The sequence below is a fragment of the Brevundimonas sp. UBA5866 genome (assembly GCF_002432125.1).
Lineage (GTDB): Bacteria > Pseudomonadota > Alphaproteobacteria > Caulobacterales > Caulobacteraceae > Brevundimonas.
This window is the reverse complement of record NZ_DJFS01000018.1, coordinates 12,351-26,591: the sequence shown is the minus strand read 5'-3', so window position 1 is coordinate 26,591 and position 14,241 is coordinate 12,351. Positions and strand designations below refer to the sequence as shown.

At 62.3% G+C, this 14,241-nt stretch carries 9 protein-coding genes; 5 read left to right on the top strand and 4 right to left on the bottom strand.

Annotated features, from left to right (window positions below; translation table 11 throughout):
* Positions 1–6 precede the first annotated feature (6 nt).
* Positions 7–3,015 (bottom strand): TonB-dependent receptor domain-containing protein, encoded by a 3,009-nt coding sequence (locus B3H86_RS01470; protein ID WP_292050786.1) that lies wholly within the window; start codon positions 3,013–3,015, stop codon positions 7–9.
* Between the two features lie 389 nt (positions 3,016–3,404).
* On the opposite strand from B3H86_RS01470, the gene B3H86_RS01465 reads away from it, so the two are divergent.
* Complete coding sequence (locus tag B3H86_RS01465; protein WP_292050785.1) at positions 3,405–4,310, top strand: acyl-CoA thioesterase; 906 nt, start codon at positions 3,405–3,407, stop codon at positions 4,308–4,310.
* Between the two features lie 69 nt (positions 4,311–4,379).
* Positions 4,380–7,460, top strand: coding sequence for a DUF3857 domain-containing protein (locus B3H86_RS01460; protein ID WP_292050784.1), 3,081 nt, complete (start codon positions 4,380–4,382; stop codon positions 7,458–7,460).
* 52 nt (positions 7,461–7,512) lie between these two features.
* Here B3H86_RS01460 and B3H86_RS01455 read toward each other — a convergent pair whose 3' ends face one another.
* On the bottom strand, positions 7,513–9,114 hold the full coding sequence (locus B3H86_RS01455) for an AbgT family transporter (RefSeq protein ID WP_292050783.1): 1,602 nt from the start codon (positions 9,112–9,114) through the stop codon (positions 7,513–7,515).
* A gap of 244 nt (positions 9,115–9,358) precedes the next feature.
* Between B3H86_RS01455 and B3H86_RS01450 the strand changes: the two genes are divergently transcribed.
* A complete protein-coding gene (locus tag B3H86_RS01450) occupies positions 9,359–10,405 on the top strand; it encodes an NAD(P)-dependent alcohol dehydrogenase (protein WP_292050782.1) in 1,047 nt (348 codons plus the stop codon).
* A 64-nt stretch (positions 10,406–10,469) separates the two neighbouring features.
* Here B3H86_RS01450 and B3H86_RS01445 read toward each other — a convergent pair whose 3' ends face one another.
* Positions 10,470–10,964 carry a DUF3617 domain-containing protein gene (locus B3H86_RS01445; protein WP_292050781.1) on the bottom strand — a complete coding sequence of 165 codons (495 nt, stop codon included), beginning with the start codon at positions 10,962–10,964 and terminating at the stop codon, positions 10,470–10,472.
* A gap of 229 nt (positions 10,965–11,193) precedes the next feature.
* Here B3H86_RS01445 and rpmB point away from each other — a divergent pair, with 229 nt between their 5' ends.
* Together rpmB and B3H86_RS01435 are read left to right on the top strand one after the other, a co-directional pair.
* Positions 11,194–11,490: a 50S ribosomal protein L28 gene (gene rpmB, locus B3H86_RS01440; protein WP_292041291.1), complete on the top strand. Its 297-nt coding sequence runs from the start codon at positions 11,194–11,196 to the stop codon at positions 11,488–11,490.
* 115 nt (positions 11,491–11,605) lie between these two features.
* Positions 11,606–13,312 carry a M1 family metallopeptidase gene (locus B3H86_RS01435; RefSeq protein WP_292050836.1) on the top strand — a complete coding sequence of 569 codons (1,707 nt, stop codon included), beginning with the start codon at positions 11,606–11,608 and terminating at the stop codon, positions 13,310–13,312.
* Here the strand turns inward: B3H86_RS01435 and B3H86_RS01430 are convergent.
* A complete protein-coding gene (locus B3H86_RS01430; RefSeq protein WP_292050780.1) occupies positions 13,302–14,165 on the bottom strand; it encodes a LysR substrate-binding domain-containing protein in 864 nt (287 codons plus the stop codon). The two genes, B3H86_RS01435 and B3H86_RS01430, sit on opposite strands and share 11 nt — an antisense overlap.
* Between the last annotated feature and the right edge of the window lie 76 nt (positions 14,166–14,241).

The window sequence follows — 14,241 nt, the reverse complement described above, 5'->3', positions numbered from 1 at the left end:
CGTCCATCAGAACGTCTTGGTCACCGCGACCGAATAGTAGCGGCCCAGAACGTCATAGTTCTGCGGGTCATAGGTTCCGCGCACATCGCCGACCTGTGGCGGTGCCGTGTTGAACAGGTTGGTGACTGTAAAGCGCAACGAAGTCTGCCACGGCAGGTCCACACGGGCGTTCAGGTCGAACACATCATAGGCATCCACCCCGCGTGTCGTGCTGTTCGGCGAGGTCACCCGCGCCGAATGGATCATCTCCGAGGTATGCCGCCAGCGCAGGCCGACGTTCCAGCCGTCGCGCGAATAGCCGACGCTGGTGACGGCCTTCCACTCGGGGTGGGCCTGACCGGCATTGGCCTCGATCGCGGTGCCCCAGGTCCCGGCATAGTCATAGACCGGTGGCCCCGGCAGAGCCTGGATCTCGAAGCTCTGGAGATAGGATACCGCCGAGCCCAGCGTCACCGTGCCGGTATCGCCAAATCCCAGGTCGGACAGATGAAGACGCCAGTCGAACTGCAGGTCCACACCCGTCACATTGAACGCGCCGAGGTTCAGCAGAGGTTGCAGCGGATTGACCATATTGCCGTCAACCGTGCTGCGGTCCTGCAACTGGCAGTAATAGTTGTTCCTGTCGTAGGTCGGGTTGTTGCCGCCGTCATTGAAGCAATAGCGGATGGCATTGCCGACACCCAGCGTCCCCACGGCGTCGGCCACCTTGATCTGGTACCAGTCGACCGAGGCGGTGATATTGCTCAGCCACGGCGAGTCAAAGCTGGGCGAAATGACCGCGCCCAGCGAATAGGTATCCGCCGTTTCTTCCTGAAGATCGGGATTGCCGCCGGTCAGTGCAAAGACCTGTGCCGCGCCGAACTGATAGGTGTCAATGATCGTTTCCGGCACGCCCAGAGCAACGCAGAGGTCGGCGACCTTCTGGCCGTTCGGACCCTGGCGGAAGGAAGAGCGGGTGTCGCACGGATCGCCGTCGGTATTGGCCGGTGTGGCAGTGCCGATGGTGACGGTCGCGGTCGAGATCGGGGCGTAAAGCTCGCCCACGCTGGGGGCACGCACGGCGCGGTTATAGCCGCCGCGCAGGCGCAGGGTGTCGTTCACCTCCCAGTTGATGTCCGCCTTATAGGCCTGGACACCACCGACCGAGCTATAGTTGGAATAGCGATAGCCCAGATCGACTTCCAGCAGTTTCACTAGCGGCAGGTCCTTGAGGACCGGAACGAGGAACTCGGCGAAGATTTCGGTCGCATCCACATCGCCCGACGAAGGACGCAGTTCGGAATAGCCCAGAACGTCGCTGGTGCCGTCCGGCTGTGCCAGCAGCGTATCCGGCTCGAAGGCGAAGTCGTTGTAGCGATAGCCCACACCCGCCGCGAAACGCACCTCGCCCGCAGGCAGTTCGAACAGGCCGCCGGTCACGCTGGCCTCGGCCATGCGCTGGGTCAGCTCATTGGTGTTCTTGGTGCGGCGGGTGACATAGTTCACGCATTCTGCCGACGGCGCATGGGCACCGAACGGATTGAAGCCGCCCGCGCACAGATCGGCCCCACCCGTCGGGCTGTAGAGCAGCCGGCTGATGGCCGAACGCGAAACCCCGCCCGCCTGCACATTCTCGAAGTCCGAGCGCGAGACCGCCGCATAGGCTTCCCACGTCCAATCCTTGAAACCCACATCGCCCGACAGGCCGCCGATGAACTGATAGACGTCATAGGCATATTTCTGCAGGCGCTTGCCCGCGAAATCGAGGTCCTTCCAAAAGGAAAAATCCGCCGTCGGATCAGGCCGCGAAGCCAACAGTCCGGCAAAGTCAGCACCGATATAGGGGTTGGTCACCGGCACGCTGAGCGCATAGGCCAGACCCGCCAGCGTGGGATTGAAAATACCCTCGGACTCATAGCTGGTCAGGGTCCCCTGGATGAAGAAGTCGAGGTTGGGGGCCAGCTCATAGTCCACGCGCGAGAACAGCGAATAGCGCTGGTTGTCGTTCTGCACGCTGTTCTGGGTCCATCCCCACAGCATGTTGGTGCCCGCAGCGTTCAGGAACGCCCCGTCATTCTCTTCATCGCGCAGGTTGGAGACAGGTGCCGAGGTGCCCAGGTTGAACACCGTCCGGTCCCCGGTATTGAAGCCGATCTGGCCATTGTAGAAACCGCCGACGCCCGCGATGGGTGCGGCACCATACCGGCCGACGAACAGATCGTTCACCGCCGCGATCGTCGGGCGGTTGGTGCCGAACCAGGCGGTGCCCTGGGCGATGATGGCAGTGCTGGACTGGCGGTTGCGGCGGTAATAATAGTCGCGCTCGGCCTGCAGGGCCACGTCGCGCATCGAATAGTCCAGAGAAATGACGGCCCGGCCGCGATCATCGGCAAAGCGGTCACCCGCCGTCACCGACAGGCGGAAGCTCTCGCCGTCGCCATAGTCCGAAACGCCATACTGGGACGCGACCGTAACGCCTGAGAAATCGCGCTTGAGACGGAAGTTGACCACGCCTGCGGTGGCATCCGAACCATAGGCGGTCGAGGCCCCGCCGGTGATGACCTCAACATTGCCGATCAGGGCTTCGGGGATGATGTTCAGATCCACCGAGCCGTCGGGGTTCGATGGCTGGAGGCGCTTGCCATCCAGCAGGATCAGCGTGCGTTTGGAGCCCAGACCGCGAAGGCTGGCATAGGCCTGCCCCCCGTTCAGAGCCGTCGAGGAAGAGCCCGAAGTGCTCTGGCCCATAGCGCCCGCAAACTGGGGCATTTGGGTCAGGGCCTTTTCAACCGTCACCTGCCCGGTGTTTTCGATGGCCTCTGCCGTCACCGAAGTCAGCGGGCTGTTGGAGGCATAGTCGCGGCGCGCGATGCGCGAGCCGGTGACGACAATCTCGCTCACCTGAACCGCCTGCTCTCCATCGACGGCGTCCTGTGCCAGTGCCGCCCCCGCCGAAAGCGCCGCATAGGCACACGCCCCCGATAGAATAGCACGATGTGCCAGACGTCTTTTGGAATGACGACCTGCCATACGCATACGCGACTCTCCCCTTACCTGGTCGGTTCAGGGCTTCGCATTGCGGTACGCTTTTCGCTGCCGCGAAAGAAAGACTGTTCGCACAATGGACAGTTTCAAGATCGATTTTGCGCTATTTCGTTTCTATATCTGCCGAAATTAGGCAAATATTCCGCGCCCAAGCGCGGAATAGACAGTGATCGTTGCAAGATTTTGCGCACCCCGAACAAAGCCGCTGCTAGTTAGGGACCGGAAGTTCGCTCCGAAGCGGGGCGGCCCGCTTTCCTTTCCGAATTCCCGCCATTCTTCCGAGCCTTACCCCGGGTCAAGAAGCGGCTTTTGCTTGCACCGCAAGGTGTCTGGGCCGATGATTGCAACCTCCCTTTCGATGCCGGGATTTCTTAGGCCTGATGACTGAACTGCCCTCCCCCAAGGACCCTTCCTCGCCTTCGGCTCCGGCGCGCGTCGATGCGCTGGTTGAACTGCTGACCGTCGAGACGCTGGATACAGACCTTTATCGCGGCATCCCGCTGCCCGGCGGCAAGGGACGGGTTTATGGCGGCCAGGTGGTGGCACAGGCTCTTCAGGCCGCCCAGCAAACGGTCGAGGGCGGCACCTGCCACTCCCTTCACTGTTACTTCATGCGCCCGGGCCAAGAGGGCAGACCGATCATTTATCGCGTGGCCCGCGACCATGATGGCCGCACCTTCTCGACCCGCCGCGTCATCGCCTCGCAGGGCGGCGAGCCGATCCTGAATATGCTGCTGTCATTCCAGGTTCCAGAAACCGGTTTCGAGCATCAGGATCGGATGCCGGCTGTCCCAGCGCCTGAGGAACTGGTGCCCGAAATCGATCTGTGGCGCGCCGTCGCAGACCATCTGCCCGACAGCTTGCGTGACTATGCCCTGCGCCCGCGCTCCATCGAGTTCCGGCATGTCTATGTCCGCAATCCTCTGGCGCCGACACCGGAAGAGCCGCGCCATGCCTCGTGGTTCCGTACCGCCAGCGCGCTGGGTGACGATGCGGCCATGCACCGTGCCGTTCTGGCCTATGCCTCGGACATGACCCTGCTCAGCACGTGCGGCCTGCCTCACGCCGTCAGCTTTTTCGATCCGGCCTATCAGGTTGCCAGCCTCGACCACGCCATCTGGTTCCACAACGACTTCCGCGCCGACGACTGGCTGCTGTACGTCACTGACAGCCCCTCGGCCTCGTGCGGACGTGGCTTCAACCGTGGCCAGATCTTCACCCGCGACGGAAAGCTGGTCGCCAGCGTCGCCCAGGAAGGCCTGATCCGGAAGCGCGGCTCCAAATAGGTCACATCCCTATTCCCCGCCCTGCAGTTCTGTTAGTCGGATTATGGCAACATAACGGCAGGATATCCCGTGAAAAACAGACTGATGATGGCTGCGGCGGTGTGGCTTCTCGCCTCTCCGGCTATGGCGGGGGACACCATCCTGCGCGCTCCAGCGCCGGAATGGCTGCCGGAGGTTGCCCCGCATCTGTCCAATATGCCGGACGATGCTTCCCAGCATCTCCGTTACGAACTGGCCGAATCCCATGTGCGGCATTTTGGGACGCACAACGAGAGCTATATCCGCATGCGGATCAAGATCCTCTCGTCGCTGGGGCTGCAACACGGCTCGCAGCTGGGCTTGGAATGGAATCCCGCCTTACAGACGCCCTCGGTCCATCACGCGCGGATTATTCGCGCCGGTGAAACCATCGAGCTTCTTGACAAGGTCGATTTCACCGTACTGCGCCGTGAAACAGGTCTTGAATCCTCTCTTCAGATCAATGGCTTCCTGACGGGCGTTCTGTTGGCACCCGACGTCCGCGTGGGCGACGTGATCGATTTTGCCTATTCGGTCAGGACGCAGTTCGACATCTTCGGCAATCCGCTGGAGATGCAGAATGTGCCCGTGTCGCCCATTCCTCTGGATCTGGCGGTCACCACGGTCAGTTGGCCTTCCACTCTAAGGGTCCAGACCCGCGCCGGTGCCCACGCCACCCTGCCACCGATCCAGGAAGCGAACGGCATCAAGGTCATGACCATGCGCCTGACCGATGTCCAGGCCGAGACCTTCCCGCAAACCGTTTCCGCCTATTCCATTCCCGATTACGGCTGGCAGATCAGCAGCATCCCCCAATGGGGAAGCATCGTGGACTACATCCGCCCCGCCTATCAGCAGGCCATCGCCCTGCCGGCTGCCGATGATCTGGCAGCACAGGTCGCGCGGATAAAAGCAGAGCACGCCACGCCCGAAGCGCGCGCCGTGGCCGCCCTGCGACTGGTTCAGGACGAGGTGCGCTATCTGGCCATAGCGCTGGGAGACGGCGGCTGGCTGCCGACTTCGGCCAGCGAGGTCTGGGCCAGCCGCCAGGGCGATTGCAAGGGCAAGACCGTTCTTCTGGTGGCGATACTGAAGGCACTGGATATCGACGCCGTTCCGGTGCTCGTCTCATCGGAAAATCTGCCGCTGGACAAATACCTGCCGATGGTGGGCGCTTTCGACCATGTGATCGTCAAGGCGCTTATCAACGGCGAAACCTATCTGATGGATGGCGCGCGTATCGGTGACCGCAGCCTGACGCCGGACAAGTCCATCGTGCACGAATATGTCCTGCCCATCGTCGAGCGCGCCCGCCTGGAGAACATCCCGGTGCGGGTACCATCGCAGGCCAAGCCCACCCTTCAAATCGAGATCGACTTTTCGGACGGTGTCTACAGCCCTGCCCGCGTCACCCTGACCGATTACGGGCGGGGCAATGCGGCCACCGAAATGCAATCGGGTATCAGCGCGGTGCCCAACACCGAACTGACGCGCTGGTATGACGATCGCTGGAACAAATTCCTCAAGGACTTCGGTCAGGTTTCCGACGTGAAGAGCCAATGGGAATACCGCGAGGCCACCCACGAGTTTGTCGCCAGTGCCACCGCACGGGTGGCTTTTGACTGGTCCAACGGCCCCATAAACATCCCGCTGGCACACGTCACATGGAAGGGACTGGACGAACACCGCGGCGAGCGTTTCAAAGACGCCCTGTATGCCAATTCATTCCCCTCGGCCTCCTCGTTCCAGACCACCATCATACTGCCCGAGGAAGACGACGCCCTCGAACTGACGGTTGAGCCCTATGAGGTCGAAGCCGGCGCCACGCGCTATTTCCGGACCGTAAGACGCAACGGCAACCGACTGGAAACGGATCGCGGCTCTATCGCGCTGCGGCCCTATATGAGCGGTGCAGAGCGGGCCATCGAACAATCGCGCATGGACAGCTTCAACACCCTGAAGGCCACCATGCGTCTGCGCCGCGGCTACACCATGACAGCGGCAGATCGCTCCACGCTGACGGAAGCGCCTGCGGATAACCCGGAAGCTACGCTGCGTCGTGGCTATGCCTTGTACAACGCAGGCGACTACGCTGGCGCGATCGCCCAATTCGATGCCGCTATCGCAGGCTTCCCGACGCCCCACGCCAATGCCTTGGCCAATCGTGCCCTCGCCTATCTGTCTTTGAACGAAGTGGACAAGGCCCGCGCGGACATCGCCGCCGCCGAGGCCGCCGATCCCAACGAAACCATCCTCTTCCATGCCAAGGGCCGTCTGGCCGAGACAGAAGAAGACGATCTGGACGCGCTTCTGGCCTTTACCGGCGCGATCAATGCGTGGCCCGAAAACACCTATGCGCTTTACCGCCGGGCCGCCGCCTATGAACGGATGGGGCAAACGACCCGCGCCCTCGCCGATCTGGAACGCGTCGTGACGATCAAGCCGCAGGACATCGAGGCCAAGGGTGCCGTGGCCGGCCTTCTGCTTCGCATGGGCCGCCCGCAGCAGGCCCTCGAACAGACCGCACTCGTGGCCGAAGCTTTGGGCTATCCCGATGCCAAGACCTCATTGTTCATCGGCATGGCCCAGCGCTTCGCATCAGAACTGACCCCCAAGGACCCCGCCAAGGCCGAAGCCATTCTGACCGATGCCCTGTCGGTGGAAACCGACTTCCCCGCGCTGATGGTCAACCGCGCGCTCATCCGCGATCTGCGCGGTGATACCCGTGGTGCCGCTACGGACAGGGCGCGCTTCAAACAACTGACCCAGATCGACCTCGACAGACCGGCTCAAGCCTGCGTCTCCGAACGCCTGATGACGCATAGCCGCGAGGCCGCACTGGACGCCTGCAACAGGGCTATCGCGCAGAAGGCAGACGATGCTGATCTGCATACCCGCCGCGGCTATCTTCTGTATGTGACCAATCGGGAAGACGAAGCTGTCGCGACCTATCGCACCGCTCTGGAGTTAGCCCCGGCCAATCAGAAGGCCAGATACGGCCTTGGCATGATGCTGAAGGAAACGGGTCAGGTCACTGAGGGGGAAAGCCTGATGGCCGAAGCCCTTGCCGCCGATCCCGATGCCAACAAGGATTACGACAGCAGCGAAATGATCCGCGTCCGCCTAGACTGAAACACAAAAAAGGGTCACCCGACGGGTGGCCCTTTTCCATTTTCGGTTCGCCTCAGCCCACGCTGTAGAAGGTCGGTGCCCCCGGCCCCACCGGCAGGCCGAACCCGAACACCCACAGGAAGAACAGGATCGTCCAGGCAATCGTGAAGAAGATCGAATACGGCAGCATCATCGCGATCATGGTGCCGATGCCGACCTTCTTGTCGAAGCGCACCGCCCACGCGAGGATAAGTCCGAAATAGCTCATCATCGGGGTGATGATGTTGGTGGTGGAATCGCCGATCCGGTAGGCGGCCTGGATGACTTCCGGCGAATAGCCGACCAGCATCAGCATCGGCACGAAGATCGGGGCCGTCATCGCCCACTGGGCCGATGCCGAACCGATCGACAGGTTGACGATGGCGCAGATGATGATGAAGCCGACAAAGACGATCGGTCCGGTCAGGCCCGCCGTCTCCAGCATCTCGGCGCCCTTCACCGCCGTGATCGAGCCGATGTTGGACCAGTTGAAGAAGGCCACGAACTGGGCGGCAAAGAAGATGATGACCAGATAAAGACCCAGCGAACTCATGGCTTGCGCCATACCGTCGATGACGTCGCGGTCCGTCTTCACCGTCCCGACCACACGGCCATAGGCCCAGCCCATAGCAAGGAAGAAGATAAAGATCCACACGGCAAAGCCGCTGAAGAAGGGCGAGCGCATGGCATCGCCTGTCACCGGATCGCGCAGCACGCCCCACGACGGCACCACCGTCAGCAGCATGACCGCCAGTACGCCCAGCAGCACCAGACCGGTGACCTTCAGGCCCTTCTTCTCCTGCGCGGTCAGTGGCTCGGCACTGGCTTTTTCCAACACCGTCGGGTCGGCGTCATCCTTGTTGTAGCCCCCCAGTTTCGGCTCGACGATATAGGTGCTGACGGCCCAACCGACGATGGTCACAAGGAAGGTCGAGACCGCCATGAAATACCAGTTGGCGGTCGCCGTGACCGAATAGGTCGGATCGATCAGCCGCGCGGCTTCCTCGGTGATACCGGCCAGCAGCGGATCGATGGTGCCGATCAGAAGATTGGCCGAATAGCCGCCCGATACACCGGCAAATGCCGCCGCCATACCGGCCAGCGGATGACGGCCCAGCGAATAATATACCACGCCTGCCAGCGGGATCAGGACCACATAACCCAGCTCGGACGCCGTATTGGACATCACCCCCGCGAACACGATGACCACGGTCACCATATTCTTGGACGCGCCCAGCACCATGCCGCGCACCGCCGCCGAAAGGACACCGGATTTTTCCGCTACGCCGATACCCAGCATGGCTGTCAGCACCACGCCCAGTGGCGCGAAACTGGTGAAATTGGTCACAAGGCTGCTGAAGATGCGGCGCACGCCATCGGCACTCAGCAGCGATACCGCGCGGATCATGCCATCATCGGCCCGTCCAGCAGCCCCCGCTGGGCGCGGGTCTTCGACGGCGACACCCAACCAACCGAACAGCCCCGACAACAGAACCATGCCTGCCGCCAAAATAAAGAACAGCGTCACAGGATGCGGCAGAAGATTTCCCAGCCATTCAACCGTATCCAGAAAGCGGGTGAAGGCATTACGTTTGCGGGCGGGCGGCTCGGGCGTGGCGGGCTGTAGGTCCGTCATGCGATCTCCTCATCAGGTACAACCGGAATACCCGCCCCTCCCCTTTCGAGGTACGGATGTCGCAGGTATGCAGCCTTGAGGTTCGTCGAGGCAACGTCGCAGGGGTGTACACAATGTCGCGCCCCTCTATGGTCGCCTGCGCATTCATAACTGTGACGCATCATCGGCACAGGCTAGAATGACGTACAATATAGGTGAGGCGCACAACCGTGTACGCGCACCTATAATTACCGGAGTTTCCTGAATGACCGTCAAAGCCTATGGCGCAACCGCCGCCGATCGTCCGGTAGAAGCCATCGAGATCCCGCGCCGCGATGTGGGCGAACACGACGTCCAGATCGAAATCGACTACTGCGGAATCTGCCATTCGGACCTGCATACGGTCCGCGGCGAATGGGGCTCGGTGAACTATCCTTGCGTCCCCGGCCACGAAATCGTCGGCCGCGTGTCCGCCGTGGGCAGCGGTGTCAGCCGCTTCAAGGAAGGCGACACCGTCGGCGTCGGCTGCATGGTCGACAGCTGCCAACACTGCCACTCCTGCGATGAAGGCCTGGAGCAGTACTGCGAGAACGGCTTTACCGGCACCTATGATTCCAAAACGCCGGATGCGCCGGGCCATACCCTGGGCGGCTATTCCCAACGCATCGTCGTCAAGGATGATTTTGTCCTGAAAATCACCCACCCCCGCGAGCAACTGGCTGCCGTTGCGCCGCTGCTCTGCGCCGGTGTCACCACCTGGTCGCCCCTGCGCCACTGGAAGGTCGGACCGGGTATGAAGGTGGGCGTCGTCGGCATCGGCGGCCTCGGCCATATGGGCGTCAAACTGGCCCATGCGCTGGGGGCGCATGTCGTCGCCTTCACCATCTCGGAATCCAAGGTTCAGGCCGCGCTCGATCTGGGTGCCGACGAAGTGGTGGTGTCCAGGGACAAGGCCCAGATGAAGGCCCACGCCCGCAGCTTTGACTTCATCCTCAATACCGTGGCGGCCAGCCACGATCTGGATGCCTTCACCAAACTGCTGACCATCAACGGGACCATGTGCCTTGTCGGCGTGCCGGAACACGGCCACCCATCGCCGAACGTGTCGATCCTGATCGGGGGGCGCCGCTCCATCGCCGGCTCGCTGATCGGCGGCATCAAGGAAACGCAGGAAATGCTCGATTTCTGCGCCGAAAAGGGCATCGTATCCGATATCGAAATGATCCGCGCCGAGCAGATCGAGGAAGCCTATGAGCGGATGCTGAAATCCGACGTCAAATACCGCTTCGTCATCGACAACAGCACCATCTGACCTAAAGAAAAGCCCGTCGGATCGCTCCGGCGGGCTTTTTCGTTCTCGGGCCTGCAGGCCGGGATCAGAAATATTCGGCGTTGGCAGGACACTGGACCGCGATACGGCGGGCGGTGATGCTGGCCGGAATATAGGGCGTACCGCGCGACAGCTGGGCACCGCCGGTGAAGCGGAACGATTCCGGCTGATAGGTGCCGCCAAGGCGCACATTGATGCGACGGCCCTTGCGGTCCTGACACGTGCCCTCGAAACGGGTCCGGCCATCGCCGACCTCGCGCACCGGATAGGTGCACTGCCATTTGCGGGTCGAAAGACCGCCGAAGAAGCGGTTTATCTCGCTGGGGCGCACGCATTTCTGCTCTGTGTCACGCACCCCCAGCACACTGGTTGTGTATTCCCAGTACCCGGGCAGGACCTCGCTGCGGGCAGCCTGTGCATGCGGAGCCGAGGTCGGTGCCGCCAGCAGGACTGCGCCCGCCACCAGAGGGAATGTCAGCGCCGCAAGGCGAAAGCCCTTGGTGGAGGCGAGAGAAGCGGTTTTGGTTTTCGAACGGCTCATCATAGGCTCCGGTATAGCTATGAGGGTTTGAACGGCGCGTGAACGGCTTCGATCCCTTATATTTATCGCCAGAATCCACTTTCGTCGCCGGCTCCGGGGCAGACTCGGCTTGACGCCAAGTGAGTCCTTCCTCTATACGGCCCCCTCTCGCGTGGGCCAAAAGCCTTACGCGCCACCTGTTTTCATGCGTCCGCAACGTTTGCGCGGATGTGACCTTGAGGATCTTAAGATGTCGCGTCGTTGCGAACTCACCGGTATCGGCCCGATGGTCGGCCACAATGTGAGCCACTCGAACATCAAGACCAAGCGTCGTTTCCTGCCGTCCCTGAAGACGGTCAAGGTAACCTCGGACGCTCTGGGCCAAACCTTCTCCCTGCGTATTTCGAACGCTGCCCTGCGCACGCTCGACTACAAGGGCGGTCTGGATGCCTTCATCGTGAAGGCTCGTGATGAGAAGCTCTCGGCTGCTGCCCTGCGTATCAAGCGTCAGGTCAAGGCCAAGCTGGCTGAACAAGCCGCTGCCTAATCAGCCCTGCTGATTTTGAAGTTCTGGAAGAGGCCGCTGGAAACAGCGGCCTTTTTCTTTTGCCTCTTCGTCCGTAAAGCTCGCTGCATAACCGCGATTCACGGATTGATTGAAGATGCCCCTGCGCCGCCCCGCCCTGTTGTGCTGCACCGCCCTTATGGCCTGTATGGCCGTGACGGCCCCAGCGCTTGCCAGCTCCGAACAGCGCACGGCGACGCCCTTCACCCTGTCCAGCGGTACGCCCCGCACACCGGAACAGGAGGCGGTCCGGTTCGATTCCGCCCGCCTGGCCTTTGACATCAATCCGGATGCCAAGACGGTTCAGGCCCACGCCCGCCTGGATTTCACGGCGCAGTCCCCCGTTTCGGCGATCGTTCTGGAGCTGGATACGCGATTCGCGATCGACGGCATTCAGGTCGGAGATACCGACATCACGGACTGGACCAATCCCGAGGGCCGCCTGACCATTCCCCTGCCGCGCTCGCTGGAAGCCGGAGAATCGGTGGCGGTGAACATCGCCTATGGCGGCAGCCCGCACCCTGCCAGCCGCGCTCCGTGGGACGGTGGCTGGGTCTGGAGCCAATCGAATGGCAAGCCGTGGATCGCCACCGCCGTCCAGGGCGAGGGCTGTGACCTGATCTGGCCCTGCATCGACCACCCGATGGGCGAACCAGCCCGCGTGGACATGTACATCACCGTGCCCGCCGGCCTGTCCGCCCCCGCCAATGGCACCTTGGTCAGCAAGCAGGAACATGGCGACGGCTCGACCACATGGCACTGGACCACGCGCGATCCCGACACCTATGCCATCACCCTCAATTTCGGCCCCTATCAGGAGTTGTCGGGCCAATATGAGAGCCGCTACGGCAACACCATCCCGATGCATTTTTGGGCGCTGGACAGCGTGCCGCAGGACAAGGCGCAGGGCCTGTTCGACCAACTGCCGTCGATGCTGGATTTCTTCGAGGAATGGGTCGGTCCCTATCCCTTCGCCGATGAGAAGGTCGGAGTGGTAGAGACCCCGCACCTCGGCATGGAGCACCAAACGATCAACGCCTATGGCAACGGCTACAAGCTGGACGGCAAGGGATACGACTGGCTGCTCCAGCATGAACTGGCGCACGAATGGTTCGGCAACCAGATGACCAATGTGTCGTGGGACGACATGTGGCTGCATGAAGGGTTCGGCACCTATATGCAGCCGCTTTACGCCTATTGGCTGCACGGCGAGCGGGCGATGCAGGCCGAGCTGGAAACCATGCGCCGTACATTGTCCAACACGCACCCGCTGGTTTCCGGCGAACCTCAGGCAGCGGGCACGGTCTATAAGGCCGAGACGGGTCCGGCGCTGGACCTCTATTACAAGGGTGCGCTGATCGCCCACACCCTGCGGATGCACATCGGCGATGCCGCCTTCAAGGAAAGCCTGCGCCGTCTGGTCTATGACCGTGCCGATCCCCAGCCGGGAAATTTCCGTCCCGTCTACCGCACCACCGCCGACTATTTGGCCATCGTCAACGCGGTGACTGGCAAGGAATGGGGCTGGTTCTTTGACGCCTACCTCTATTACGCCGCCCTGCCCGATCTGGTTATGACGCGATCCGCCGATGCCGTGCGCCTGACATGGCAGACTGGATCGAAGCTGTCTTTTACCCTGCCCGTCGAGGTCGAGATCGACGGCCAACATCTCACGGTCGATATGCCCGGTGGTACGGCGGTGTTCAGCGCCCCCGCCAGCGCCCACATCATCCTCGACCCGCAGTCGAAGATCCTGCGTCGCCTTCCACACATCGAAGAGTGGAAGGCCGCCCCTAGAAGTTAAGATGCAGCCGCATCCGCGCCCGCAGCCACTCGACCAACCGGTCCACGCGCGGATCATCCGGCCTGCCCGACGGACGCAGCAGCACATAGGCCGTGCCGTCGGGCGCAAAGCCGTGGGGAGCGACCAGCCGCCCCTGCTCCAGCGCCTTGGACACCATATGCACCGAGGCCATCGCCACGCCCTGCCCCGCAAGCGCCGCCTGAAGCGTCAGATAGAAATGCTCGTACTGGATATCCGGCCCCTCGAACCGGACCTTGCGGTTCCGCAGCCATTCCTTCCACGCACCGGGGCGCGTGCGGCTGTGCAGGCGGTTGACCGTGGACAGGTCCGCATCCGCCAGTGAAGGGGCCACCACCGGCCCCATCCTTTCCTCGACCAGCGGAATGGCCTCGATGCCGTCGGCCAGGGGGAAGTCATGCCGGCGCAGGGCCAGATCATAGTTCCGGCTGGCGAAATCCACCGGACCACCCGCCGCCAGCGCCCGCACGGCCATTCCGGTTTCCTGTTCCAGATCGACCATCGCCGGAATCAGGAAACGCAGGCACAGCGTCGGCTCGCACGACACCACCAGCGGGGGCGGCCCCGCATCCAGATGCCGGAACGCATCCATCGTCTGCGCCAAGCCGCCGAACAGCGGCCCCAGCCTTTCCGCCAGCCACGCCCCGCGCGTCGTCAGGTGCAGGCCCCGATTGCGGCGCTCGAACAGCGGGTGGCCCAGCTCCTCCTCCAGCAGCCGTATCTGTTTGGACAGCGCCCCGTGCGTCACGTTCAGTTCCGCCGCCGCCGTCACCAGCGATCCACGACGCGCCACCGCCTCGAAGGCGCGCAGACTGTTCAGGGGCGGCAGGCGCAAACGGTCAATCCCGATATGTGAGCTTAATTCACATAATAGCGGTATCTTATTCGATTTCAAACAAGCTATACCGCGT

What these genes read in the sequence shown, in the direction of transcription:
- B3H86_RS01470 (WP_292050786.1), bottom strand. Translation starts at nt 3,015, where the DNA reads ATGCGTATGGCAGGTCGTCATTCCAAAAGACGTCTGGCACATCGTGCT.
- B3H86_RS01435 (WP_292050836.1), top strand. Translation starts at nt 11,606, where the DNA reads ATGCCCCTGCGCCGCCCCGCCCTGTTGTGCTGCACCGCCCTTATGGCC.
- B3H86_RS01450 (WP_292050782.1), top strand. Translation starts at nt 9,359, where the DNA reads ATGACCGTCAAAGCCTATGGCGCAACCGCCGCCGATCGTCCGGTAGAA.
- B3H86_RS01465 (WP_292050785.1), top strand. Translation starts at nt 3,405, where the DNA reads ATGACTGAACTGCCCTCCCCCAAGGACCCTTCCTCGCCTTCGGCTCCG.
- rpmB (WP_292041291.1), top strand. Translation starts at nt 11,194, where the DNA reads ATGTCGCGTCGTTGCGAACTCACCGGTATCGGCCCGATGGTCGGCCAC.
- B3H86_RS01455 (WP_292050783.1), bottom strand. Translation starts at nt 9,114, where the DNA reads ATGACGGACCTACAGCCCGCCACGCCCGAGCCGCCCGCCCGCAAACGT.
- B3H86_RS01445 (WP_292050781.1), bottom strand. Translation starts at nt 10,964, where the DNA reads ATGAGCCGTTCGAAAACCAAAACCGCTTCTCTCGCCTCCACCAAGGGC.